Annotated in this window: 17 protein-coding genes; 5 read left to right on the forward strand and 12 right to left on the reverse strand. The window is 69.3% G+C overall.

Going from position 1 to position 22,517, the window contains the following annotated elements; all coding sequences use genetic code 11:
- Positions 1-2: 2 nt before the first annotated feature.
- From SNE34_RS07975 to mutM, 3 genes are all read right to left on the reverse strand, one after another.
- Positions 3-2,900, reverse strand: coding sequence for a serine/threonine-protein kinase (locus SNE34_RS07975; protein WP_332616379.1), 2,898 nt, complete (start codon positions 2,898-2,900; stop codon positions 3-5).
- A gap of 19 nt (positions 2,901-2,919) precedes the next feature.
- Entirely contained in the window at positions 2,920-3,480 is a 561-nt protein-coding gene (locus SNE34_RS07980) for an ECF-type sigma factor (RefSeq protein ID WP_332616381.1), read from the reverse strand.
- Positions 3,481-3,573: 93 nt separating this feature from the next.
- Positions 3,574-4,386: a bifunctional DNA-formamidopyrimidine glycosylase/DNA-(apurinic or apyrimidinic site) lyase gene (gene mutM, locus SNE34_RS07985; protein ID WP_332616384.1), complete on the reverse strand. Its 813-nt coding sequence runs from the start codon at positions 4,384-4,386 to the stop codon at positions 3,574-3,576.
- A 237-nt stretch (positions 4,387-4,623) separates the two neighbouring features.
- Here mutM and SNE34_RS07990 point away from each other — a divergent pair, with 237 nt between their 5' ends.
- The 3 genes from SNE34_RS07990 (at position 4,624) to SNE34_RS08000 (ending at position 7,825) form a co-directional block, all read left to right on the forward strand.
- The gene (locus tag SNE34_RS07990; protein ID WP_332616386.1) at positions 4,624-5,808 is read left to right on the forward strand and encodes a DesA family fatty acid desaturase; all 1,185 of its coding nucleotides are present in this window, start codon (positions 4,624-4,626) and stop codon (positions 5,806-5,808) included.
- Positions 5,809-5,821: 13 nt separating this feature from the next.
- Entirely contained in the window at positions 5,822-6,157 is a 336-nt protein-coding gene (locus tag SNE34_RS07995) for an EF-hand domain-containing protein (RefSeq protein WP_332616389.1), read from the forward strand.
- A gap of 195 nt (positions 6,158-6,352) precedes the next feature.
- The gene (locus tag SNE34_RS08000) at positions 6,353-7,825 is read left to right on the forward strand and encodes an outer membrane protein assembly factor BamB family protein (RefSeq protein WP_332616391.1); all 1,473 of its coding nucleotides are present in this window, start codon (positions 6,353-6,355) and stop codon (positions 7,823-7,825) included.
- Here the strand turns inward: SNE34_RS08000 and SNE34_RS08005 are convergent.
- The 3 genes from SNE34_RS08005 to SNE34_RS08015 form a co-directional block, all read right to left on the reverse strand.
- The gene (locus SNE34_RS08005; RefSeq protein ID WP_332616393.1) at positions 7,767-9,227 is read right to left on the reverse strand and encodes an FAD/NAD(P)-binding protein; all 1,461 of its coding nucleotides are present in this window, start codon (positions 9,225-9,227) and stop codon (positions 7,767-7,769) included. The genes SNE34_RS08000 and SNE34_RS08005 overlap by 59 nt on opposite strands.
- A gap of 167 nt (positions 9,228-9,394) precedes the next feature.
- A complete protein-coding gene (locus SNE34_RS08010) occupies positions 9,395-11,059 on the reverse strand; it encodes an MFS transporter (protein ID WP_332616396.1) in 1,665 nt (554 codons plus the stop codon).
- Positions 11,060-11,109: 50 nt separating this feature from the next.
- A complete protein-coding gene (locus SNE34_RS08015) occupies positions 11,110-12,483 on the reverse strand; it encodes a DcaP family trimeric outer membrane transporter (protein WP_332616398.1) in 1,374 nt (457 codons plus the stop codon).
- Positions 12,484-12,706: 223 nt separating this feature from the next.
- Between SNE34_RS08015 and acs the strand changes: the two genes are divergently transcribed.
- A complete protein-coding gene (gene acs / locus SNE34_RS08020; RefSeq protein WP_425604474.1) occupies positions 12,707-14,677 on the forward strand; it encodes an acetate--CoA ligase in 1,971 nt (656 codons plus the stop codon).
- 10 nt (positions 14,678-14,687) lie between these two features.
- Entirely contained in the window at positions 14,688-15,356 is a 669-nt protein-coding gene (locus SNE34_RS08025) for a response regulator transcription factor (protein WP_332616402.1), read from the forward strand.
- Positions 15,357-15,362: 6 nt separating this feature from the next.
- Here the strand turns inward: SNE34_RS08025 and SNE34_RS08030 are convergent, their stop codons facing one another.
- The 6 genes from SNE34_RS08030 to SNE34_RS08055 form a co-directional block, all read right to left on the reverse strand.
- Positions 15,363-18,815 carry a hybrid sensor histidine kinase/response regulator gene (locus SNE34_RS08030; RefSeq protein WP_332616404.1) on the reverse strand — a complete coding sequence of 1,151 codons (3,453 nt, stop codon included), beginning with the start codon at positions 18,813-18,815 and terminating at the stop codon, positions 15,363-15,365.
- Positions 18,816-18,932: 117 nt separating this feature from the next.
- Positions 18,933-19,097: a 50S ribosomal protein L33 gene (rpmG, locus tag SNE34_RS08035; RefSeq protein WP_332616406.1), complete on the reverse strand. Its 165-nt coding sequence runs from the start codon at positions 19,095-19,097 to the stop codon at positions 18,933-18,935.
- A 13-nt stretch (positions 19,098-19,110) separates the two neighbouring features.
- The gene (gene rpmB, locus SNE34_RS08040; RefSeq protein WP_332616408.1) at positions 19,111-19,347 is read right to left on the reverse strand and encodes a 50S ribosomal protein L28; all 237 of its coding nucleotides are present in this window, start codon (positions 19,345-19,347) and stop codon (positions 19,111-19,113) included.
- A gap of 259 nt (positions 19,348-19,606) precedes the next feature.
- Entirely contained in the window at positions 19,607-20,599 is a 993-nt protein-coding gene (locus tag SNE34_RS08045) for an SDR family NAD(P)-dependent oxidoreductase (RefSeq protein WP_332616410.1), read from the reverse strand.
- A gap of 94 nt (positions 20,600-20,693) precedes the next feature.
- Complete coding sequence (locus SNE34_RS08050; protein WP_332616412.1) at positions 20,694-21,650, reverse strand: ParB/RepB/Spo0J family partition protein; 957 nt, start codon at positions 21,648-21,650, stop codon at positions 20,694-20,696.
- Positions 21,647-22,459, reverse strand: a complete 813-nt coding sequence (locus SNE34_RS08055) for a ParA family protein (RefSeq protein WP_332616414.1) — start codon at positions 22,457-22,459, stop codon at positions 21,647-21,649. The genes SNE34_RS08050 and SNE34_RS08055 overlap by 4 nt, the downstream gene beginning before the upstream one ends.
- Positions 22,460-22,517 lie beyond the last annotated feature (58 nt).

Here is a 22,517-nt window from a genome sequence, read left to right on the forward strand (position 1 = left end):
CGTCAATCGCCGGCGACGGCGCGCGGGCCGGTTGCGTCGGCTTTGCATCCGGTGCGGATCGCGGCGACATCGCGGCTGACCACGCCACCCTCGGGCTGGCGCTGGCGCAGCTGGCCATCGAGCCGTTGCAGCTGTTGCAGCGCCTGGACCCGCTGCGGACCGTAGCAGCGCAACTGGATCGCGTAGGCACGGGCGCGCCAGGCGACCTCGCGCAATTCCAGGTCGTCCTGCGGCAGCTCGGCCAGCGCGTCCAGCTGTGCCAGCGAAATCGTCGCCAGGTCCTCGCCGGCGTTGTTCAGCGCGCGCTGGTAGGCCAGCGCCAGCTCGGCGCGACGGCTGCGCGGGTGGTCGTTGCCATAGCCCGCGCGCAGCCGCTCCAGCGCGTGTTTGAGACGCGCAAGCCCGGCTTCGGTGCGGCCCAGCGCGATCTCGACCTCGCCGAGCCGACGCTCGGTCTCGCCGAGTACCGCCGATGACGCGCCATGGTGCCGGTTCTGCAGCGTCATGGCCTCCAGCAGCAACGGCCGGGCCTGGCCGGGACGACCGCTGGCGTGCAGGACCGAGGCCAGGTCGAGCAGCGCATTGGCGACGGCGGCGTCGTCGCCGCCGGCGCGCCGGATCGCCAGCGCCTGCCGCAGCGAATCCAGCGCGGCGTCGGTGTCGCCGCGCTGCCACTGCACCAGCCCGAGTGCGCGATGGCTGGCGGCCAGTGCGGCATGCCGGGGGCCGAGCCGGCTGGCAAGTCGACGGTGGTTCTCCTGCAGTTCGGCCTCGGCTTGCGCGTGCCGGCCCTGATCGACATGGATCGTCGCGAGCTGGCGCTTCACCGCGAACGTCGTCGCGTGGGCGGTGCCATGCACCTCCCGGCTGATCGCCAGGGCGTCGCCCAGCTCGGCCTCGGCGCCGGCGAGATCGCCGCGGGCGCGCAGCAGGCGGCTGATGTTGCGATCGATGTCGATCAGCAACGGATGGCGGTCGCCGGCTTCGCGCCGCAGGCGCTCGCGCGCGGCCTCGAAATCGGCCAGGGCGGTGCCGGTCTGGCCGACATCGGCGTGCAGGCCGGCCAGGTCCATCAGGTTTTCGACTTCGCCGACGCGGTCGGAACCGTTTTCGCGGCGGATCGCCAGCGAGCGTTCGAACAGCTGCCGCGCGCCCTGGCGTTCGCCGTGGGCGCGACGGCAGCGGCCCAGTTGCGAATAGAACTCGGTGACCTGCGGCGGCAGTTGTGCCTGCTCGCGGCGCGCGGAGGCGAGCTCCGGCTGCAGCAGCGTGATGCAGGCGGACGGGTTGCCGAGCAGGCGCAGCACCCGCCCGCGCTGGGTCAGCGACTCCAGTCGCAGGCTGGCCGGCGCGGTATCGGCGCGGCCGATCAGCGTCGCCTGGCGGTCGAGCAGGAGCTTGGCCTCGGCGTAATCGCCCAGGCCGGTGCGCAGTCGCGCGATCACCCCGAGCATTTCGGCCAGCGCGCGTGGCTGTCGTGCCAGCTCGCGCTCGCCGCGTTCCACCGCGCTCGCCAGCAGCTCGCGCAGGTCGAGCGGCTCGCCGTCGCGGGTGCCGCCGGCGCCTTCGAACACGCCGACCATGAAGTCCTGCATCGCCTGCGCGCGCGTGGCCTCGCGCACCGCCTCGCGCGCCTGCCAGGCGACCACGCCGAGCGCGGCGGTCAGCACCAACGTCGCCAGGGTGCCGCTCGCCAGCGGCCAGCGATGCCGCCGCAGGTATTTGCCGAAGCGGTAGGACCAGCTTTGCGCCCTCGCGTGCACCGGGCGGCCGGAACCGTAGCGTTGCAGGTCCTGGGCCAGCGCCTCGACCGACGGGTAGCGCTGTTCGGGCGGTTTCGACAGCGCCTTCAGCACGATGTTGTCGAGATCGCCGGCCAGCGCCCGTGCACGTCGGCGCACGGCGCCGGGATCGGGCGTGCGGTCGCGCTCGCGATCACGCCCGCGCTCGCGTTCTCGAGTGGTCGTGCCGTCGTCCGCATGCAGCACCGCCTGCGACGGCCGCGCCGGATCGTGCGAGAGGATCGCCTCCTCCCACGCCGCGTCGCTGTCGCGCTTGAGCCGGTAGGGCTTGGCGTCGGTCAGCAGTTCGTACAGCACCACCCCGAGCGAGTAGACGTCGGTCATGGTGGTGACCGGCTCGCCGCGGATCTGCTCGGGCGCGGCGTAGTGCAGGGTGAAGGTGCGCACGCCGGTGCGGGTCTGCTCCGGCGCGGCCTCGGTGTCGAGCAGCTTGGCGATGCCGAAGTCGAGCAGGCGCACGTCGCCGGCCGGGGTCACCAGGATGTTGGACGGCTTGAGGTCGCGATGGACGATCAGGTTGGCGTGGGCATGGCTGACCGCGTCGCAGATCTGTTCGAACATCTGCAGCCGGGTCGCCAGCGGAATGTCGTGGTCGCGGCAGTAGTCGGTGATCGGGGCGCCGTCGACGTATTCCAGCGCCAGGTAGGGCAGGCCGTCGGCGCTGACGCCGGCATCGAGCAGGCGGGCGATGTGCGGATGGGCGAGGCGGGCCAGGATCTGCCGTTCGCGGGTGAAGCGCAGGCGCAGGTTGGTGTCGGCCAGACCGGGGCGCAACAGCTTCAGCGCGACCCGGCGCTGGTACAGGCCGTCGGCGCGCACCGCCAGCCAGACCTGGCCCATGCCGCCTTCGCCGAGCAGGTGTTCGAGTCGGTACGGGCCGACCTCGCCGCCGGGCAGCGGGCCGCGGTGCGGGTTGACCACCGGCTCGGACAGGAAGCTCTCGCTGCCTTCCTCCAGCGCGATCAATGCTTCCAGCTCGCGGGTCAGTTCGGGATCGTCCCGGCGCAGTTCGCGCAGCCGCTGCGCGCGCGCGGCGGGGTCCAGCTCGAACACCTCGTCGAGCAGCGGGGACAGCCGTTGCCAGCGCGCGGTGTCCATCGGTCGGCGACGGCCTCCGCTAGTGTTTCAGCGACGCCAGCAGGAACAGCCGGGCCTTCTGCCAGTCGCGACGGATGCTGCGCTCGGAGCGCTCCAGCAGCGCGGCGATTTCCAGTTCCGAGAGACCGGCGAAATAACGCAGCTCGACCACCTGGGCCAGCCGCGCATCGACCGCGGCAAGCTTGGTCAGTGCGCTGTCGAGGCTGAGCATCTCCTCATCCAGGCGCAGGCCGCCCTCGAGGTCCTCGGGCAGGTCGGTGACCCGGTGCAGGTCGCCCCCGCGCTTCTGCGCGAGCCGTTGGCGCGCGTAGTCGACCACCACCGAGCGCATCGCCGAGGCGGCATAGGCGAAGAAGTGCGCGCGGTCGTCGAACTTTGCCTCGCCGCGGCCGGCCAGCTTGAGGTAGGCCTCGTGGACCAGCGCGGTGGCGTCCAGGGTCTGTCCGTGCTGGCCGGCGAGCTGACGCCGGGCCATCGTGTGCAGTTCCTGGTACAGCGTGGCCAGCACCCGGTCGAGGGCGCCGCGGTCGCCGTCGCGCGCTGCATCCAGCAGTTGGGTGATGTCGCCGCTGTCAGCCATCCGTGTCCCCGCCTTCGTGACCCCAGGCAATTGCCCGGACTATAACGCGTTCAGATGAGACGCAACTCACAGATTCCGGCCGGGACGGCCCGCCTAGCGTTGGCAATGGCTGCACCATACGCTTGCGCGCTGGCCGATCAGGACCTGCTTCAACGGCCGCCGGCATTGCGGGCACGGCAGGCCGCCGCGACCGTAGACCGACAACTCCTGTTCGAAGTAGCCCGGCGCGCCGTCGGGACTGATGAAATCGCGCAAGGTGGTGCCGCCGCGGTCGATCGCCTGGGCGAGGATCCGCCGCACCCCCGCGGCCAGCCGCGCGTAGCGTTCGCGGGAGACCTTGCCGGCCGGTCGCAGCGGCGCGATGCCGGCGGCGAACAACGCTTCGGCGGCATAGATGTTGCCGACCCCGACCACCACCGACTGGTCCATGAGGAAATTCTTCACCGGCACGCTGCGGCCGCGGCTCAGGGCGAACAGGCGGTCGCCGTCGAAGGCGTCCGACAACGGCTCCGGGCCGAGCCCGGCGAGCAGCGGGTGGATCTGGCCCGGCGGCTGCCACAGCAGGCAGCCGAAGCGGCGCGGATCGTTGAAGCGCAGCACCCGTTCATCCTCGAGCAGCAGGTCGACATGGTCGTGCGCGCGCAGCGCGGTGGCGGCCGGCAGCACCCGCAGGCTGCCGGACATGCCCAGGTGCAGCAGGGCGCTGCCGTCGTCGGTGTCGAGCAGCAGGTATTTGGCCCGACGCCGCACCGCCTCGATCCGTCGGCCCGGCAGCACGGTTTCGATCTCGGGTGCGATCGGCCAGCGCAGGTCGGCCCGGCGCAGGGTCGCGGCGAGCACGCGACGGCCGGTCAGGTGCGGGGCGAGGCCGCGGCGCGTGGTTTCGACTTCGGGCAGCTCGGGCATCGGTCAAGCTTAGCGGCGGGCGCGGCGACCGGGGCTTGCACGGATCGCGGAACGGCCCCATTACCGGACGACGACGTCACTGAACGACCCGATCACAAATCCCGCCCATACCCGGGTGAACAGCCGGGTACGGTGGCATCATGGTCGGGCAGTCGCTCGGCGTATCGCGGGGGTTCGTAGTCGAGTCGCCAATCCGCGGTTGCAGGTTCATCCGCATTTTCCCGGAGTCACCCGTACATGTTTTCTTCCCTGCTCGATTTCCTCGCCGGCGGCGTGCTGCAGGCCGGTTTCGGCACGTTGGCCATCTACTTCCTGGTCGCGACCCAGCTCACCATCCTCTCGGTGACGCTGTACCTGCACCGCAGCCAGGCGCATCGCGCGGTCGACTTCCATCCGGTGCTGGCGCATTTCTTCCGCTTCTGGACCTGGCTGACCACCTCGATGATCACCCGCGAGTGGGCGGCGATCCATCGCAAGCACCACGCCAAGTGCGAGACCGAGGAGGACCCGCACAGCCCGCAGATCAAGGGCATCAAGACCGTGTTCTGGCGCGGCGTCGAGCTGTACCGCGAGGCGCGCGCCGACCGCGAGTCGATCGAGAAATACGGCAAGGGCTGCCCGGACGACTGGATCGAGCGCAACCTCTACTCGCGCTGGCCGACGATGGGACCGACCCTGCTGCTGTTCATCAGCTTCGGCCTGTTCGGTTTCGCCGGCGTGGCGATGTGGGCGCTGCAGATGGCGTGGATCCCGTTCTGGGCCGCCGGCGTGGTCAATGGCCTCGGCCACTGGTGGGGCTACCGCAACTTCGAGACCACCGACACCGCAACCAACCTGACCCCGTGGGGCGTGTGGATTGGCGGCGAGGAATTGCACAACAACCACCACGCGTTCCCGAGCTCGGCCAAGTTCGCCCTGCGCAGGTTCGAGTTCGACATCGGCTGGAGCGTCATCAAGTTGCTGCAGGCGGTGAAGCTGGCCAAGGTGCTGCGCGTCGCGCCGACCCTGGACGTGCGCCCGAACATCGCCATGCCCGACGGCGAGACCCTCAAGGCGCTGCTGGCGATCCGCTTCCAGGCGATGACCGACTACTACCGCAAGGTCACCCTGCCGACCCTGCGCGCCAGCGACGACAAGTTGCCGCGCAAGCTGCGCAAGGCGCTGGCCGATGGCGGCCGCTGGCTCGACGACGCCCGCCGCGCGCGCCTGCAGGCGTGGCTGGAGGAGCGTCCGAAGATGGCGACCCTGGCCGAGTACCGCCAGCGCCTGCAGCAGGTGCTCGACGACCGTTCGCACGACGCCCAGACCACGCTGGCGAAGTTGCGCGCCTGGTGCGACGAGGCCGAGGCCAGCGGCAACCAGGCCTTGCAGCAGTTCTCGGCGCGGCTGAAAGGCTACGCGCTGGTGCCGGCGCGGGTTTGACCGGCCCGCCGCGATGAACCTCGTCGCGTTGGTTGCGGCGCTCGCGGTCACGCCGTTCGGCGCGGCGTGGGCACAGGTCCGCGACACCGGCGATTACCTGCGGCGGATGGACACCGACGCCGACGGCCGCGTCGCCCTGGCCGAATACCAGCAATGGATGGGTCACGCCTTCGAGCGCATGGACCTGGACCGCAACGATGTGCTGGACCCGGAGGAACTGCCCGGCGGTCGCGGTCGCCCGGTCACCCTGGCCGGGCACCGCGAGTCACTGGCCGAGGCCTTCCGCCGCCAGGACCTCAACCACGATGGCGTTCTCGACGCCCGCGAGCTGGCCGCACCGCCGCAGTAGACGTCGTCCCACATTCATCATCGACCGGCGTCGAAGAACGGACACGCGTCCCTGCGGCGCATGCCGCAACTGGGACTCCGATCCGGGTTCGCACATGGCACAGATGGTCAGATTGCGCCCCTGTGTTTCATGGAGGGCTTGGGCGCGGGTCCGGGCGGTAGTGCTTTGAGAAGATGTGTCAACAATGCGAAACGCATGCTCGGCGGCATGTGCCTTTCCGTGGTGCTGGTGGCCTGCGGCGGCGGTGGTGGTGGCGGAACCGAGCCCGAATCCGAATCCGTGCAATCACCGACCCCGGGCAACCCGACAGCGCCGCCGCCGACCTCTCCGCCCCCGTCACCCCCGCCGCCGCAAGCATCGACGAAACTGGAGCCGGCCTGGCAAACGATGCAGGGCAACGCGTCCCATACGGGTCATGTACCGGTCCAGCTCGGCCGGTCCCGGCCGGTGGTGGCATGGGAATGGCCGGCCGACCCCGAAGACGCGTCGCTGCCCGCCATCAACCCGGTGGCGACAGGCAACGGATCGGTGTACGTCGCCACCGAAGCCCGCTACTGCACGGCCACCCTGCATGCGCTCGACGGCTTGAGCGGTGCGGTCCGCTGGAGTCGTGAATTCGCCGGCACCTGCAATTTCAATCCCCCGGCCGTCAGCGGCGACCGGGTGTATGTCGCCACCACCGGACACGGCAGCGCCGTGCTCCGGGCGTTGCGCACCGACAATGGCGAGCAGGTATTTGGCAGCCCATTCGACAGCCAGTGGTATGAACTGCTTGCCCCGACCGTGTACGACAATGCGATTTACACCAACGGCGGTCTCGACGGCGGTGTCTACGCGTTCGATCGGGCCGGTGCGCCGCTGTGGAACGGCGCGACGGCCGACACCGAGCTGTATGCGCCGGCCGTGGACCAAACGCACGTCTTCCACTATTCAGGAACGAGCCTGGAGATCTGGGAGCGGGCGACGGGCCTCCACCTGGGCTCGATTCTCGACACCGCCGCGAGCGGCAACTTCGCTTCCTATGAGGGCGCCGCGGTCATCGGCGGGCACGGCAACGTGATTGTCCGCTCGCGGTCGGGCGACGCTGGCGGACGCGTGCTGTCCAGCTTCAATGTCGGGTCCAGGCAGCGCGAATGGACGACGCTCCGTACCTACGACACCGACCCCGCAGTGGCCGATGGCATCGTCTATGCGGCCAGCAACGACGGCATGCGAGTCGATGCGATCGACGAAACCAACGGGGCCGTGTTGTGGAGCTGGAGCCCCGCATCCGGCCAGGGCGACAGCGTGTTCCTGCACAACATCATCGTGACCGACGACGTCCTGCTGGTCAGCACCGACGCCGCGGTCCATGCGGTGGACCTGGCGACGCGACAGTCGATCTGGCGCCACGACCAGCCCGGGCAATTGGCGTTGTCGGGCCACTTCCTGTTCATCACGACCGGTGGCGATGCCAGCGACGGCCGGCTGGTGGCGCTCGACCTGAGCGGAACCGGAGGCCAGGTCACGGCCGCCGCGACGCATCGCCAGAAGCTGGGCTCCGGCAGCGCACCCGAAGTGGGCTCTGGAAGTGCACCCCAGGTCGGGTCTGGCGGCAGCGCGCTCCAGGTTATTGGTGGGGCTGCCATCGCGGGCCGCTTGAAGGCGTCTTCCGACGAGTCGCGGTAACGCCCGGCGGTCCGGCCGCCGCGCCGATCAAACGTTCAGTGATCGCCGCGGCCTGCGCACGCAACTCCGGGATGGCGGTGGCTTCCCAGTCGTGGCCGATGCGCGCGCTGCCGATGGCCAGCAGGCGCGGCTGCGGGATGCCGGCGGCGGAAACCAGCGCGCCGGCATCATCGACCGCCAGGCCCAGTTCATGCGGATCCGGCGTGATCGTTCCACGCGCGGCCAATGCCGCCAGCAACGGACTGGGCATGTACTGCAGCCGGGTCTCGATGCCGGCGCACGCGATCACGCGTTGCACCCGCATGTGTTTCGTCGTGGCGATGCCTCGTGGGCGCCATGCCACGTCGAAGCCGGTCGGTCCGCTGTCGATCGCTGCGACCCGGCCGGCGTGCACGGTCAACTGTCGCGACTGCCGCAGCGCGTCGATCCCGATGGCAACCTCCGGGGCGATGCGGTGCCGGTGGATGTCCCAGTAGCGCTGTACGTGGCGCAGGAAGCGACGTTGTTCGTCGTCGTCCAGGCTCCGCCAAAACCGTTGGCCGTGCGGACGCAGGCCGTCCATCGTCCACTGCCAGGGCGCGCCGTCTCCCATGCCGGACTTTGCCGACGCGCGGATGGCGCGCATCCGTTCACGTACGCCGAGCGCGAGCAGTCCGTCGACGTCCGCGGCCGGGCCACGGCTGGCGGCATGCGCCAGCGGCATCAGGCCATGGCGCGACAGCACGGTGATCCGGCCGCGGTGCCGCTGGCCGGCAAGGCTGACCGCGGCGTCGGCCATGCTCAAGCCGGCGCCGATGATGCAGACGTCCGCGTCCGCCGGGATCGTCGCGATTGCCTCGTAGTCCCAGGCATTGATGATTGCTGCCGCATTCGTGCATGAACGGGTCGCCGCCAGCGACCGGGGGAGGTTACCCGTCGCCATGACGACCGCATCGGCATGCAGGATCCGTCCCGAACCGAGCCGGATCGAATGGGGCGCGGAACCGGTCACGTCGACGGCAGCGTCGCGCACGTGCACCGACCCGAGTGCGACCTGCCCGCCCAGCGTGGCGCGCAGGTAGTTGCCGTACTCCAGCCGCGGCACGTATCTCCGCGCGACAGCGTCGCCATCGATCGCCGGCGTCGCGCCTGACGCCTGCAGGTGGCGGACGAAATGATCGGGATCGTCGCCGAACGCGCTCATGCCGCCGGCCGGGACATTGAGCAGGTGCGCAGGGTCGCGGGTGGAATAGGCCGCGCCCTCGCCGAGCAGCGCGCGCGGCTCGACCACGCACAGGCGGATGCGTCCCTCGCTGGCGCGCAGTAGGTGGATCGCCGCAAGTAGACCGGCCGCGCCACCGCCGATGATCGCGACGTCGAGCGGGTCCGCGGCTGCGGTGGCATCGGAGCTGGACAGGCGCAACGGCTCTCCTTCGATCCGGTCGGTTCGACCGTGGTCACGTGGACGACGCGCCGGATGGTAGTTGAGCTGTTTGCAGCGCCGGTTACGTGGAAGTTAAGACGTGCGCAAAGGACAACGCCGGCACGGGGCCGGCGTTGTCCTTACTGCATCGACGTGGGGCATTCCTGTTACTTGGTGATGTCGACCTTGTAGGTCTCGCGCAGGAACAGCGAGCCGATCACGAACGTCATCAGCGCGATCACGATCGGGTACCACAGGCCGTAGTAGATGTTGCCGGTGGCCGCGACCAAGGCGAACGAGATGGTCGGCAGGAAGCCGCCGAACCAGCCGTTGCCGATGTGGTACGGCAGCGACATCGAGGTGTAGCGGATCTTGGTCGGGAACAGTTCGACCAGCCACGCCGCGATCGGCCCGTAGACCATGGTCACGTAGATCACCAGCAACGCCAGGATCGCCAGCACCATCGGCTTGTTGATTCGCGCCGGGTCGGCCTTCTCCGGATAACCGGCGCTGACCAGGGTTGGCTTCAGCGCGGCGTTGAACGTCGCCGACTGTGCGGCGGCTTCGTCCTTGGCCAGGCCGGTGGCTTCGTAGCTGGCGATCTCGGTGTCGCCGATCATCACCGTGGCGACGGTGCCGGCCGGCGCGTCCTGCACGTCGTACGGCACGCCCGCCTTGGCCAGCGCCGCAGTGGCGATGTCGCAGGAGCTGGTGAACTGCTTCTTGCCGACCGGATCGAACTGGAAGTTGCAGGTGTCCGGATCGGCGATCACCACCGCCGAATGGTTTGCGCTGGCCTCCTCGATGCCCGGGTTGGCGTAGTGGGTCAGCGCCTGGAACAGCGGGATGTAGGTCAGCGCGGCGATCAGGCAGCCGGCCATGATGATCTTCTTGCGCCCGATGCGGTCGCTGAGCCAGCCGAAGAACACGAAGAACGGCGTGCCGATCACCAGCGCGCCGCCGATCAGCAACCAGGTGGTGGTCGGGTCGACTTTCAGCGACTGCGTGAGGAAGTACATCGCGTAGAACTGGCCGGTGTACCAGACCACCGCCTGGCCCGCGGTCGCACCCAGCAGGGCGAGCAACACGATGCGGCCGTTCTTCGAGAAGAAGCTCTCGGTGATCGGCGCCTTCGACAGCTTGCCCTGGTCCTTCATCTCCTGGAACAGCGGCGACTCGCTGAGTTGCATGCGGATCCACACCGACACGCCCAGCAGCACGATCGACAGCAGGAACGGCAGGCGCCAGCCCCAGTCGTTGAACGCCTCGACCCCGAGCACTTCGCGCACGCCGAGGATCACCACCAGCGACAGCAGCAGGCCGACCGTCGCGGTGGTCTGGATGAAGCTGGTGTACAGGCCGCGCTTGCCGTTGGGCGCGTGCTCGGCGACATAGGTCGCCGCGCCGCCGTATTCGCCGCCGAGCGCCAGGCCCTGCAACATCCGCAGCACGATCAGGATGATCGGCGCGGCGATGCCGATGCTGGCGTAGCTGGGCAGCACGCCGACCATGAACGTCGAGATGCCCATGATCACGATGGTGACCAGGAAGGTGTACTTGCGTCCGATCATGTCGCCGACGCGACCGAACACGATCGCGCCGAACGGCCGCACCGCGAAGCCGGCGGCGAACGCAAGCAGGGCGAAGATGAAGCCGGTCGTCTCGTTGACCCCGCTGAAGAACTGCGACGCGATGATCGCCGCGAGCGAGCCGTAGAGATAAAAGTCGTACCACTCGAACACGGTGCCCAGGCTGGACGCGAAGATGACCTTCTTGTGGCTCTGGGACAGAGGGGCCGGCGTGACTCCGGCGGATGTGCTGACACTGGACATGAGGTGGTTCCCCTTCGCTGGGTTAGAAGCTGGCGATCAGAAGCTGGTGGTCAGAAGCTGTACTTGACGGTGGTGTGCAGGCGGCTCAGGTCGCCCTCGCGGTCGTCCTCGAGGAAGCGCTGGCCGAAGCTCAGCTCCGCGCCGATGTCGAGCTTGGAGAACGGCGAGTAGATGAGGTTGGCGCGCAGCGAGTGCGCGCGTTCGGTCACGCCCTGGCTCATCAGGCCGACGTCGTTGTCGAAGTGCGCGGCGGAGTACATCAGGTTGCCGCGCAGCTTCGGGCTCAGCACATGGCGCCAGGCGACATAGCCGCCATAGCCGTCCAGTGCCTCCAGGTCGCCGTCGACATCCTGCACCACGTCGGTGCCCATTCCGAACGCAAGGTAGCGGCCGATGCCACTGCCGCCATTGATCGCGTAGCGGATGTCGTCGTTGGCGCCGAGGTTGAACTTGCCCGATGCGCTGAGCGCGCCGCCGCTGGCGGTCTCCTCGCCGGCCTTGAACTGGCGCAGCAGGCCCGCGACGGTGAAGTGGCCCCAGTCGCCCTTGGTGATCCAGCGTGCCGTCGCGTCGGGAGCGATGTTGTCGCCGCTGTTGAAGCGCGGGCCACCGGACAGGTACGGGGTGACGGTGGTCTGCGGGTTCTCAAGCGAGAACGACCACGGGCCGCTGGTGTAGCGCAACTGGGCCTGGCGCACGAAGATCACGCCGTCGGTCGGGCCGACGAAGTCGACCGTGTCCGGCAATGCCGCGGTGTCCTGGAAATTCGACCAGGTCTGGCCGGCCAGCCAGTTGTTCCAGCTCACGTAGGCGTGGCGCAAGGACACGCCATAGGTATTGGTCGAGGTCTCGTTGCCGAGCAGCGCGTTGCTGCCGCCGCCGTACATGTCGGCCTCGATGTAGGCCTTGACCTTGTCGCCGGCATCGGTGACGTGGTCGGCGGCGAGCCAGAAGCGCGAGAACTGCGCATGCACGTCGGTGTAGGCATCGCCGCCTTCGGCGTCATCGGCTCCGACCGGAATCGTGCTGGGGACGTAGAACAGCCGGCCGGCGGACCCGTCGGCGATGCGCCCGTCGCTGGTGTCGGTGACCATCGCGTCGAGCTTGATGAACCCGCCGAAGCTGAAGGCGGTGCCGGGGTTCGCCGAGGGCGTGATGGTGGTGGCCTGGATCGCCTTGCCATCGGCGACGGCGGTCGCGGGCGGGGTCGCCGGTGGCGGCGCCGCGGTGGGGGTGGACGCCGGCTGCTGTTGCGACACCAGCTGCTGGACCATTTTCTCCAGCTCGGCCACCCGGGCCTCGAGTTCGGCCTCCTTGGCGGTCTGGGCGAAGGCGAAGCCGGGCAGGGCAAGCGCGACCAGCAGCGCCGCGGCGAGCGGTCGCCTGCGGATCGCGGCGGCGGGCGATGGAGTGTGGTTGGACATGTGGCGGTTGGACACGTTTCCCCTCCCATGGATGGCCGTGTCGGACGCACGGTCCGCTGGAGCCTGCGCGGGCATCGCACTGCACAACCATTCGCCATTAGTCGTAGAAGGGCCGGTTCAGGCGGGTGGGTTCGACCAAGGTCTAAGGCGCGCGATCACGGGCGAGGGCGCCGGATGTAGCACACTGGATGTCCGGCCGTCGTCGCGTGGCCGTGTCCCGCCAATGTCATCGGAGTGCGCCATGAACCAACCCGCCACCGCCTATCCGGTCAAGCCGGAGTTCGCCGCCGACACGCGGAACACCCGCGACGACTACCAGCGCCTGTACGCGCAATCGCTGGAAGATCCGGATGCGTTCTGGGGCAAGGTGGCGGAGCGGCTGGACTGGATGAAGGCACCGACCCGGATCAAGGACACCAGCTTCGACCTCAAGGACTTCCGCATCCGCTGGTACGCCGATGGCGAGCTCAACGCCAGCGTCAACTGCCTCGACCGCCACCTCGAAGTCCGCGGAGACAAGACCGCGTTGATCTTCGAACCCGACGGCCCCGATACGCCGGCCGAGAAGATCACCTATCGCCAGCTGCATGAGCGTGTGTGCAAGCTCGCCAACGCGCTGCGCTCGCTTGGCGTCGGCAAGGGCGACCGCGTCACCATCTACCTGCCGATGATTCCGGAAGCGGCGATCGCGATGCTCGCCTGCGCCCGCATCGGCGCGGTGCACATGGTGGTGTTCGGCGGCTTCGCGGCCAACTCGATCGCCGACCGCGTCGCCGACAGCGGCAGCAAGCTGATCATCACCGCCGACGAGGGCCTGCGCGCCGGCAAGAAGGTCGCGCTCAAGGCCAACGTCGACGCCGCGCTGAAGCTGCCCGGCACCAACAGCGTCGAGACCGTGCTGGTGGTGCGCCACACCCGCGCCGCGGTCGACATGCAGATGCCGCGCGACCGCTGGTACGACGCCGTGGTCGACGACCAGCCGACGCAGTGCGAGCCCGAGCGCATGAACGCCGAGGATCCGCTGTTCATCCTCTACACCTCCGGCAGCACCGGCAAGCCGAAGGGTGTGCTGCACACCACCGGCGGCTACCTGGTCTACGTCAGCTACACCCACGAAGCGGTGTTCGACCTCAAGGAGGACGACGTCTACTGGTGCACCGCCGACGTCGGCTGGGTCACCGGCCACAGCTACACCGTCTACGGACCGCTGGCCAACGGCGCCACCGCGCTGGTGTTCGAGGGCGTGCCGACGTTCCCCGACGCGTCGCGTTTCTGGCAGGTCATCGACAAGCACCAGGTCACGATCTTCTACACCGCCCCGACCGCGATCCGCGCGCTGATGCGCGAGGGCGAAGGCCCGGTGCAGGCGACCTCGCGCCAGTCGCTACGACTGCTCGGCAGCGTTGGCGAACCGATCAACCCGGAAGCCTGGCGCTGGTATTACGAAGTGGTCGGCGACAGCCGTTGCCCGATCGTCGACACCTGGTGGCAGACCGAGAATGGCGGCATCCTGATTTCCGCGTTGCCGGGCGCGACCGACCTCAAGCCCGGTTCGGCGACGCTGCCGTTCTTCGGCGTGCAGCCGGCGATCGTCGACACCAACGGCACCCCGATCGAGGGAGAAGGTGAAGGCAACCTGGTGATCCTCGATTCCTGGCCCGGCCAGATGCGCACGGTCTACGGCGACCACCAGCGTTTCATCGACACCTACTTCAGGACCTACCCGGGCACCTACTTCACCGGTGACGGCTGTCGCCGCGACGCCGACGGCTACTACTGGATCACCGGCCGGGTCGACGACGTGATCAACGTGTCCGGCCACCGCATCGGCACCGCCGAGGTCGAGAGCGCGCTGGTCTCGCACGACAAGGTCGCCGAGGCCGCGGTGGTCGGTTTCCCGCACGACATCAAGGGCCAGGGCATCTACGCCTACGTGACCCTGATCGCCGGCGAACAGCCTAGCGACGAATTGCGGGCCGAGCTGGTCAAGCATGTGCGCGCCGAGATCGGCCCGATCGCCGCGCCCGACCACCTGCAATGGGCGCCGGGCCTGCCGAAGACCCGCTCGGGCAAGATCATGCGGCGGATCCTGCGCAAGATCGCCGAGAATGCCCCGGACCAGCTCGGTGACACCAGCACCCTGGCCGACCCGTCGGTGGTCGACTCGCTGGTGCAGGAGCGCCGCGTGCCCTGACGCGCACCGGATGCCGACGCTTCTCATCGCCGACGACCACCCGCTGTTCCGCGAAGCCCTGCGTGGTGTGGTCGCGCGCGTGATGCCGGACGCGCAACTGCACGAAGCCGACAGCGTCGATGCCCTCTATGCACTGGTCGAGGCCGAGCCCGACGCTGACCTGCTGCTGCTCGACCTCAACATGCCCGGCGCCCAAGGCTTCAGCTCGCTGGTGCACCTGCGCGCGCTGCATCCGCAGCTACCGATCGTGGTGGTGTCGGCGCGCGAGGAACCGGCGGTGATGCGCCGCGCGCTGGATCACGGCGCGGTCGGCTTCATCCCGAAGTCGGCCGACGCCGCGACCCTCGGCGAGGCGATCGCCAGCGTTCTCGACGGTGACCAGTGGGCGCCGGCGGCCGCGTTCGACGCGCCCGCCGCGCGGCCCGAAGAGCACGATGCGGCGCGGCGCCTGCGCGACCTCACCCCGCAACAGTTCCGCGTGTTGCAGATGCTCGGTGGCGGCCTGCTCAACAAGCAGATCGGCTACGAACTCAACGTCTCCGAGGCGACCGTCAAGGCCCACGTCACCGCGATCCTGCGAAAGCTCGGCGCCAGCAACCGCACCCAGGCCGTGCTGATCGCCGGCCGGCTGGCACTGGATCCGGGCAGCATCACGCTGCCACCGGAAGGGGTGGAGTAGCCGCGTCTAGCGCTGCGCCGCCAGGAACGCCCGCAACGACGCCGGCTTGACCGGCTTGGTCAGCACCAGGCAACGATGCGCGCGCGCGGCGTGCTTGAGCGCGTCGCTGCCATCGCCGGTCAGCAATGCCGCCGGCAGGTCGGGACCGAGACGCTCGCGCAACAGGTCGATGATGCCGAGGCCGTCGAGCCGGTCGTGCAGGTGGTAGTCGACCAGCGCGACATCGGGCGCCTCGCCGGGACCCAGTGCATCGAGCACGGCGATCGCCTCGTCGGTGGTGGCGGCGACCAGCGTCACCGCCTTCCAGCGTGTCAGCAAAGCGCGCATGCCCTCGAGGATCTCGCGGTCGTTGTCGATGCACAGCACGCGCAGGCCGGCGAGCGAGTCGGCGAAGCGCGGTTCGGTTGCGGCCGGTGCGGCAAGGTCGGAGAACGACGCACGACCGAACGGCACGGTGATCGCGAACACGCTGCCGACACCGATCCGCGAACGCACGCCCAGTGGGTGGTCGAGGGTGCGGGCGATGCGCTGGCAGATCGACAGGCCCAGACCAAGCCCGCGCTCACCACGGCCGGGATGGTCGAAGCGGCGGAACTCCTCGAAGATCTGGCCGAGGTGGTGCGGCGAGATGCCCGGGCCGGTGTCCCAGACCTGCAACTCGACCGCGCCTTCGCGCACGCGCGCGGCGATCAGCGCGCCGCCGTCGCGGGTGTAGCGCAATGCATTGGCGAGGAAATTCTGCAGCGCCCGGCGCAGCAATCGGCGATCGGTGCGCACTATCAACGGGTTGGCTGGCGTGCGCACGCGCAACTGCAGGCCGCGGCTGGCGGCGATCGGCGCGTGCTGGGCGGCGAGTTCGCGCAACACGGCGTTGACGTCGAAGTCGATGATCTCCGGTCGCAGCGCGCCGGCATCAAGCCGCGAAACATCGAGCAAGCCGTCGAGCAGATCCTCGGCGGTGCGCAGCGACGCATCGACGCGTTCGGCCAGCCGCGCCTGCTCGCCGGACTCGTCGCTCTCGCGCAGTGCCGAGGTGAACAGGCGCGCGGCATTCAACGGCTGCAACAGGTCGTGGCTGACCGCGGCGAGGAAGCGGGTCTTGGACTGCTGCGCGTCCTCGGCCTCGCGGGTGCGTTGCTCGACGCGCTGTTCCAGTGTCTCGTTGGAATCGCGCAAGGCCTGCTCGACCCGCTTGTAGTCGGTGATGTCGCTGTAGCTGGTGACATAGCCGCCACCGTCGAGCGGTCGCCCGCGCATTTCGATCACCTGGCCGCTGGAGCGTACGCGTTCGAACACGTGCGGCGCGCCGGCGCCGAGGTGGTCGATCCGGCGCTGCACCTGCGCGTCGATGTCGCCTTCGCCCATCTCGCCGCGTTCGGCGTTCCAACGCAGCAGGTCGGCGACCGGGCGGCCGACGTAGAGCATGCCGTCGGGATACTCGAACAACTCCTGGTAGCGGCGGTTCCAGGCCACCAAGCGCATCCCAGCATCGACCACGCTGACGCCCTGGCTGATGTTCTCCAGCGTGGTCGCCAGCACCTGGCGGTTGAAGCGTAGTTCCTGGTTGGCCTCGTCGAGCAACGCGACCACTTCGCCCAGCTCCATGCCCGAACCGCGCAGCGCGGTGGTCAGGGTCAGGCGTGCGGAGGCCGAGCCGATCGCCGCCGACAGCAGGCGTTCGGTGAACTGGGCGAGGGCGCGGTCGGCCGGCTGGTCCGGCTGCCAGGCGTGGCCCTGCTGGCGCGCGTAGTCCTCAAACGCGCGGCGCGCATGGCGCTCGCCGACGATGCGTTCGGCCAGCGCCAGCAGTTCGCCGCCGCGCACGTTGCCGGCCCAGCCGCCGGGGCCGAGCGGTGGGCGCTTGGCATAGGGATCGAGGAACGGCGCCGCACGCAACTGGTCGTGCAGGCGCGGACGCTGCCGTGCCGAGATGTAGACGAACGCGCCGACGTTGAACAGCAGCGACCAGAACACGCCATGGGTCAAGGGATCCCAGCCGATCAGCCCGAACAGCTGCCGCGGGCGCAACCACGAGGCGCCGAGCAACCCGCGTTCGACCCATCCGGTGTCGAACCAGCCGGCCACGGCCAGTGTCGGCAGCAGCAGGGTGTAGGCCCACATCACCGCCCCGGCCGCGAGCCCGGCCAGCGCCCCGGCCCGGCTCGCACCGCGCCAGTACAGCCCGCCGATCAACGCCGGTGCGAACTGCGCGACTGCCGCGAACGCCAGCAGTCCGTGGTCGGCGAGGCTGCCGCCGACCGACCCGCGCGCGTAGGCATACGCCATCAGCGCCAGTCCGAGGATCGTCGCCCGGCGCACCCACAACACCTGCCGGTCGATGCCCGGCGCGGTCTGGCGCAGCGCCCCGGTGCGCAGCAGCGCCGGCACGATCAAGTCGTTGCTGACCATCGTCGCCAACGCCACGCTGGTCACGATCACCATGCCGGTTGCCGCCGAGAAGCCGCCGATGTAAACGATCAGCGCCAACGCGCCCTTGTCGAGCGCCAGCGGCAGCGCCAGCACGTAGGTGTCGGGCGACACCCCGGAGCCGCCCAGTACCGCCGCGCCGGCCAGCGCGATCGGCACCACCATCACGCTGATCAGCGCCAGGTAGCCGCCGAAGAACCAGCGCGCCACGCGCAGGTCGGCCGCGCTCTGGCACTCGACCACGGCGACGTGGAATTGCCGCGGCAGGCACACCAGCGCGGTGAACGCGAGCAACGTCTGGGCGACGAAACCGACCGGCATGCCCGGCCGGGTGACCTCGTCGGCAGCCTGCACGATGCGCTCGCCGAAGTCGCCGACGCCCGGCAGGTGCATCAGCGCGAAGATGCCGATCGCGACGAACGCCACCAGCTTGACCAGCGACTCCAGTGCGACCGCCAGCACCATGCCGTGGTGGTGCTCGGTGGCGTCGATCCGGCGGGTGCCGAACAGGATCGAGAACACCGCCAGCAGCAGCGCGGTGTACAGCGCGGGATCGGCCAGCAGGCTGGAATTGGCCGGCGCCGGCGTCCCGGCGAGCACCTGGATGCTGTCGGCGACCGCCTTGAACTGCAGCGCGACATACGGGATCGCCGCCACCAGCGCCAGCAGCGAGACCAGCGCCGCCAGCCCCGGCGCACGGCCGTAGCGCGAGGACAGGAAATCGGCGATCGAGGTGATCCGCTGCTCGTCGGAGATCAGCACCAGCCGTTCCAGCAGCCGCCAGCCGAACAGCAACAGCAGCAACGGCCCGAGGTAGATCGGCAGGAAGCCCAGTCCGGTGCGCGCCGCGGTACCGACCGCGCCGTAGAACGTCCACGACGAGCAGTACACCGCCAGCGCCAGCGAATACACCGCCGGCCGCAGCCAGCGGTGCGTCGGCATCGCCTCGCGCCGGTCGCCGTAGTAGGCGACCAGGAACAGCATGCCGACATAGCCGACCGACACCAGCAGCAGTATCCAGCCCGGAATCACCCCCGCGCGCCTCCCCGGTTTCCCGTCACGAGTGTAGGGGATGCGGGCCGGGCGCCGGGCAACAAAAAACCCGCCGGACGGGCGGGTTCTTTGTTTGCATCCAACAAGCCGGAAGGCTTACTTGATCTTGCCTTCCTTGTAGATCACGTGCTTGCGGACGACGGGATCGTACTTCTTGATCTCCATCTTCGCGGGCGTGTTCTTCTTGTTCTTGTCGGTGGTGTAGAAGTGGCCGGTGCCGGCCGAAGAGATCAGACGGATCTTGTCACGCTTGCCTGCCATGGTTCAGTCCTCCTCAGATCTTTTCGCCGCGTGCGCGGAGGTCGGCCAGAACGGAGTCGATGCCGTTCTTGTCGATGGTGCGCATGGCGTTGGCGGAAACACGCAGCTTGATCCAGCGGTTCTCGCTGGCGACCCAGAACTTGCGCTCGTGCAAGTTGGGCATGAAGCGGCGGCGGGTCTTGTTCATGGCGTGCGAGACGTTGTTGCCGGTCGTCGTTCGCTTGCCGGTTACTTGGCATACACGGGACATGTGCACCTCGAAAGGTAGTTGGTGCTTCCCTTGGCCAGGGAGGCGGCGGCCCCGCCGGCCTTGCGATGTTCCGCAGGCGGCGCGCGATACGGGCAAGAACCGCCAGTGGCGGCCGCTGGAACCGGGCGGGCCGGAATCGCGCTTCCGGGCCTGCCCTGCCGATCGTGCGGATCGGCTGGACACAGCGAGCCGCGCATTATGCGGGAGTGCGGCCAGCCGCGCAAGCACGTGGCCACGGCGGTCGGAGTCGCCGCGCCGGCTATGCCGCGACGCCGAAATAATCGCGGCACCAGTCGACCACCGGTGGCAGGCCGCGTTCGATCGGAGTCGTCGGGGCGAACCCGAATGCCGCTTGCGCACGCGCGGTGTCGGCCATGGTTTCGACCATGTCGCCGGGCTGCATCGGCCGGTAGACCTTCTGCGCCGGCCGGCCGGCGGCGGATTCGATGACCTCGATGAAGCGCTCCAGTTCGACCGGCGTGTGGTTGCCGAGGTTGAACACCCGGTGCGTGGCTGCCGGGTCGGGCGGCGCGTCGAGCGCGCCGAGCACGCCGGCGACGATGTCGTCGATGAAGGTGAAATCGCGCCGCATCCGGCCGTGGTTGAACACCTCGATCGGACGTCTCGCCAGCACCGCGCGTGAGAACAGCAGCGGCGCCATGTCCGGCCGGCCCCAGGGGCCGTACACGGTGAAGAAGCGCAGGCCGGTCGCGCGCAGGCCGTACAGCTGGGCATAGGTGTGCGCCATCAGCTCGCCGGCAGCCTTGGTCGCGGCGTACAGCGAGCGCGGCTGGTCGATGCGCTGGTCCTCCGAGAACGGCGGGGTCGCCGAGTCGCCGTAGACCGAGGACGAACTGGCGTAGACCAGGTGCCCGACGCCGCGATGCCGGCACAGCTCCAGCATATTGACGAAGCCGACCAGGTTGCTGTCGACGTAGGCGTGGGGGTTCTCGATCGAATAGCGCACCCCGGCCTGGGCGGCGAGGTGGATCACGCGGCCGGGACGCACCTCGTCGAACAGCGCGGCCATGCCGTCGCGGTCGGCCAGGTCGAGCTGGCGGATGTCGACGTCAGGGCACAGCGCGGCGACGCGGTCGCGCTTCAGTTGCGGATCGTAGTAGTCGTTGTAGTTGTCGAGGCCGACGACGGCATCGCCGCGGGCGCGCAGGGCGCGACAGACATAGGCCCCAATGAAACCGGCGGCGCCGGTGACGAGGACGGTGCCGGTCGGGCGATCGGGTGGGCTGGACATGGCAGGAGGGATTCCCGTGAGCACGCGAACACCCGGCCGAGTATTCGCGGGCGGTCGTGAGATCGGCGTGGACACGCGACCGCGTGGCGGATCGCTACTCGGTGCTGCCGCGCAGCTTTTCCAGCACGCCTTCGAGCGAATCCAGGTCGCTGTAGTGGATCACCAGCCGACCCTTGCCGGCGCGGCCATGCAGCACGTTGACCTTGGTGTTGAGCGATTCCGACAGTTCGCGCTCGAGGCTGACGATGTCGGCCTGCGGCTTGGCCTTGTTCGGCCGCGCGCGCTTGCCCTCGGGCACCCGGCCGAGCGCGAATTGCTGGGCCCGGTGCTCGACTTCGCGCACCGACCAGCCGTGCTCGGCGGCGTCGGCGGCGAGCTTGCTGGCCAGTTCCGGCGACAGCGTCAGCAGCGCGCGGGCATGGCCCATCTCCAATCGCCGCGCCTCGACCAGCGCCCGGATCGCCGGCGGCAGTTCCAGCAGACGCAACAGGTTGGACACCGCCGCGCGCGAGCGGCCGACCGCCTCGGCGGCCTGCGCGTGGGTCAGGTCGAATTCGTCGATCAGGCGCTGCAGCGCGGTCGCTTCCTCCAGCGGGTTGAGGTCCTCGCGCTGGATATTCTCGATCAGCGCCATCGCCACCACGGTGCGATCGTCGACCTCGCGCACCACCACCGGGATCTCGCTCAGCCCGGCCAGCTGGCTGGCGCGCCAGCGGCGTTCGCCGGCGATGATCTCGTAGGTCTTGCTGCCGCGGCCGTCGCGGTCGACCTCGCGAACCACGATCGGCTGGATCACGCCCTGGGCCCGGATCGACTCGGCCAGTTCCTCCAGCTTGGCCTCGTCCCAGTGCTTGCGCGGCTGGTACTTGCCGGCGGTCAGCGCATCGACCGGCAGGTGGTGCAGGGTGTCGTTGCCGGTGGCCTCCAGCGAGGGTGCCTCGGCCGCCTTCGGCCCGAGCAACGCCTCCAGGCCACGGCCGAGGCCGCGCTTCTTCGCCGGCGACGCGCTCTTGGCGGCCGCCTTCGGGGGGCTGTCGCTGGCGACGCTCATGCGATGATCTCCTGTGCTTGCGGTGCCAGGCGGACGGCCTGGTCGCGCTCGCGCTGGCGCCGCAGGACCTCGCCGGCGAGGCCGAGGTAGGCGATGCCGCCGCGCGAGGCCTTGTCGTAGCCGACGATGCTCTGGCCGTGGCTCGGCGCCTCCGCCAGGCGCACGTTGCGCGGCACGATGGTGCGGAACACCCGGTCGCCGAAGTGCTGGGTCAGTTCGGCCGAGACCGCGTTGGCGAGATTGTTGCGCACGTCGAACATGGTCCGCAGCACGCCCTCGATCTCCAGTGCCGGATTGAGGTTGGCCTGCAGCGCCTCGATGGTGTCGAGCAGCGCGCTGATGCCTTCCAGTGCGTAGTACTCGCACTGCATCGGCACGATGATCGAGTCGGCCGCGGTCAGCGCGTTGAGGGTCAGCAGCGACAGCGCCGGCGGACAGTCGATCAGGATGAAATCGTAGTCGTCGGCGATCGGCGCCAGCACGCGCTTGAGCTGCTGCTCGCGCCCGTCGGTGCCCATCAGCCGGATCTCGGCGGCGGTCAGGTCGATGTTGCCCGGCAGCAGGTCGAAGTCCTCCGGGGCCCGCACGATGGTGTCGCGCGCATCGGCTTCGCCGAGCAGCACCTCGCAGATCGAGGTCTCCAGCTCGCGCTTGTTGAAGCCGCTGCCCATGGTCGCGTTGCCCTGCGGGTCGAGGTCGACCAGCAACACCTTCTTCGGCGCGCGCGCGAGCGCGGCGGCCAGGTTGACCGCGGTGGTGGTCTTGCCGACCCCGCCTTTCTGGTTGGCGACGGCGATGATGCGGGCCATGCGGCTCGTCCCCTGGGTGGTGTGCGATAGCGGTTGCGCAGGACGGCGCGGGCGCCGC

Source organism: Novilysobacter erysipheiresistens (assembly GCF_036663935.1).
Lineage (GTDB): Bacteria > Pseudomonadota > Gammaproteobacteria > Xanthomonadales > Xanthomonadaceae > Novilysobacter > Novilysobacter erysipheiresistens.